This is a genomic window from Stieleria sp. (assembly GCF_041595215.1).
GTDB classification, from domain to species: domain Bacteria; phylum Planctomycetota; class Planctomycetia; order Pirellulales; family Pirellulaceae; genus Stieleria; species Stieleria magnilauensis.
The window spans coordinates 1-3308 of the sequence record NZ_JBFHKV010000969.1 but is presented as its reverse complement, the minus strand read 5'-3'; the positions used below and the strand labels follow the sequence as shown (position 1 = coordinate 3308).

Below are 3308 nucleotides of genomic sequence, written 5' to 3'. Positions count from 1 at the left end.
GACACGTAACCGCAGCGTTTCGTCTTCACCGAGCGTTTGATCGCCGTCAATGATTTCAGTTTCCGGCGCATCGGTATCGGACCGATAGCGATAGCAACGCGTGCCTACCCCCACCCACAACTCACCGGAGTCTCCCGCGACGACGCTTGACACGCGGGTTTCGAACGGCGTGGTGGCGATCGGCGGCGGCAGTTCTTCTACACCCGCGGTCAGCACTTCGATTTTGCCTTGTGACGATGCGAACAGTTGTTTCCTTCCGTTTTGACCGACGATCTTGCCTTGACGATCAAACATCATTTCCCACTCGCCGTCGCGGAACCGCGCCAACGCGGCTTGACCGCCTAAGTCGCCGCGACATTGCACCCACGCTTCTCCGCCGAGCACGAGAATCTTGCCCAAGGCCGAGGAGGGCATCGGGACTTCGGTCCAGTTCGCACCTAAATCGGTCGTCCGCATCAGCCCAAAAAATCCCGACACAAAAACCGATCCGTCGGCCAACGCGGTCACATTCGGCGGATGACTGATCTCAGCCCGGTCCGGCAACGCGATGGGGGTGATCGATTCGGGATCACAGTGCACCAGTTGAAACGGCGGAAAGTTATTCGCGCCCAGGATTGCCCAAATCCCTGAACGCGGGTCGGCATAGGAGCGACTCACACGAACCCGATCTTGAAAATGTGAAATATCTTTGACGTGCATCTGGTCGCCGGCGATCCCGATCACGAATCGGTTTCGATTGGTGTCTGTTGCTGAGAGCCAGACCACATCGCGGCCGTCGATCCCCAGCAGCGTCGGCTTGACGTGGTCTGCCAGATCAACCTGCTGGAGACGACCGTGATCCCATCGATAAAGACCCTTTTCGGACGCCGCCCAGAGCACGCCTTGGGAGTCTTCGTAGATCGGTTCGGAAAGGTCGCGGTAGTGCGTCGGTCGATCCGAAGCCCAACGCACCAAACCGCCTTGAATCTGTTTGAACCAGACTCCGCCCTGTGTGTCTCGATGGACCGGTCCGCCGACATCTTGATGCAGCTGCCACTCCGGCTCACCTCGGTTCCAGCGGAGCAGGCGTTCCGAGCCGGCGATCCAGACCGCACCCTGGTCGTCTTCGAACAGGTAATTGTTGCCACCGGTGACGTCCGTCAACTGGCGAGACGTTTTCTCCCAACCGCCGCCGACCCAACGATAGATCACCGGTCCCCGTCCCGGCGTGCAGGTGAAGACTTCGCCGTCTCGGGTGGCGACCAGTTTCGGTTGTTCCAGGTCCGCGATCTGATTGGGGATGCGACGCCACGATCCGTCTTTGAATTGAAAGAAATGATCATCGGTGGAGACGATCAATCCGTGTCGGGCACTTTCGACCATGGACCAGATGTAGGTGTCTTGTTCCCACAGCCCGGCATCCTTGAGCGGTTGCCGGAAACCGTCGTCGGTGAATTCGGCAAGGCCTTGGTTGGTCAAGACGAATTGTTGGCCGCTGGTGACTCGGACGTAGTCGGACGTGTAGCTGCTGGGCAACCCGTCGCTCTGACGCCAGGTGGTGAACTGTCCGTCTTGCATGCGGGTCAGGCCGGCGGTGACATCGCCCTTGGGCCACTGGTCGCAACAAAACCACAGTGACCCGTCACTGTCTTCGACGATGCGGCGGATGCTGGGGCCGGCCAATTGACCTTGCAGCGTGCTGCCATCAAACGTTTCACCGTCAAACCGGCCTGCGCCACGGTCGGTCCCGACCCAGAGTGCGCCATCGTCGGCAACCAACACACAGCGAACGTAGTTGCTGGGAAGACCGTCTGCGGTGGTGTAACGTTTCCAGCGATACCCGTCGTAATGATACAGCCCGTCGGAAACGGCGAGCCAAACCGATCCATCGGCCGCAACGTCGGCATGCGTGACCGACTTCTCTGCCAACTGGGCATCATCGAAGAACGAGACGACTTGCCATGGTCGCGCGATCGGTGCCGGTTGCTGCGCAAGTCCACTGATCGCGAACAGGGACGCGAAGAGCGAAAACGAGAAAAGTCGGAGGAAGCGACGCATTTTCTGGCGACCCTACGGGGACGGGGCAAGCCCTGTTGTAGTGAACAATGCCCGCCAAAACCACCTCAGCGGTCGCGTCGACCGGCTCGCCCCCGCACCAGAACCGACTGTGGCCCCCACTAAGATCATGCGTCTCGGTCGGGGAGGACACTCCCCCCGCATCCACGCTCGTTGTCTTGCGGGTTATTCACATTTTGGTGGAAACAATAGCCCGGCGCGGTGAGGCTGGCCCCTATTTTTGACGCTTTGCGGATCGGAGCGGTGAAGCGATGACCTAATTGAAGCCATACCCGCTGTTTTTCTGATGCGCTGGCGTCAGATCAGCAACGCGGTCCGATGAACACCGAATCAACTTGGATGAGCGCTCCGATGGACGATGTAGCTGAGCTTCTAAAAAACTTAAGTGTGTGCCAGTCGCTGGTGCGGAAGACCGATGAGAGTCCGGCGACGGCCATTCGTCTGCTGACGACCGGTTTTGAAATTCATGCCGATTGCGACTTGGGCGGGCGACGGATGTCCGACGTGATGAACCAGTCGATCAGCGGTTACATGGAATGCACCAACGCCAGCCTGTTTCGCCGCGGCCAGAAGATCGACCACGTCGACAGCGTCAAGGTCCGCAAACCCGAAATCATGATTGCGGGCATCGCGGGCAACCATCACGAGGCCGCTGAGAAACGGATCGGCAGTCGGCGTGCGCTGCAACTGTTCCAGGCCGTGGTGGCCATCGATCGTTGGATCGTGCGGGGACGTTTGCACATGACGAGCAACAAAACCGTCAAAGAATTCTTGCACGCCAACCGCGACTTCTTTCCGGTGGCTGATGCCAGCGTCATCGATGCCGAGTCGCCCGAGAGCCCGCAACAGATGAGTGTGGCCATCGTCAATCGCGCCCGTGTGTCGTTCATGGAAATCACGGAATTCGAAGAGTCCGAGTCGGCGAGCGAGACATCGCCGGTCGTTCGGTTGCTGCAGGAAGATGCGGTTGGAGGGTAGCGGTTAGCTGATAGCTGATAGCGGTTAGCGGTTAGCTGTTAGCTGTTAGCTGTTAGCCGGGGGGAAATGGGACCAAGAGGGCCTAGACGACGCATGTGTCCTATCTGTCGCATTGGCCCTATTTTCAACGCCCCCGCGGGGACAGGCCCCGTCCTGGGGACAGACCCCGGTTGATCGGGGACAGACCCCGGGCGAATGCGGACAGTCCCCGGGCGAATGGGGACAGACCCCGGGCGAATGGGGACAGACCCCGGGCGAATGGGGACAGACCCCGG

Annotated in this window: 2 protein-coding genes; one reads left to right on the top strand and one right to left on the bottom strand. The window is 59.8% G+C overall.

Annotated features, from left to right (window positions below; genetic code table 11):
- Nucleotides 1–2037: two-component regulator propeller domain-containing protein (locus tag ABX749_RS26925; RefSeq protein WP_372898736.1), on the bottom strand; the 2037-nt coding region annotated here is incomplete at its 3' end.
- Nucleotides 2038–2406: 369 nt separating this feature from the next.
- Between ABX749_RS26925 and ABX749_RS26920 the strand changes: the two genes are divergently transcribed.
- A complete protein-coding gene (locus tag ABX749_RS26920) occupies nt 2407–3033 on the top strand; it encodes a hypothetical protein (protein ID WP_372898735.1) in 627 nt (208 codons plus the stop codon).
- Nucleotides 3034–3308: the final 275 nt, after the last annotated feature.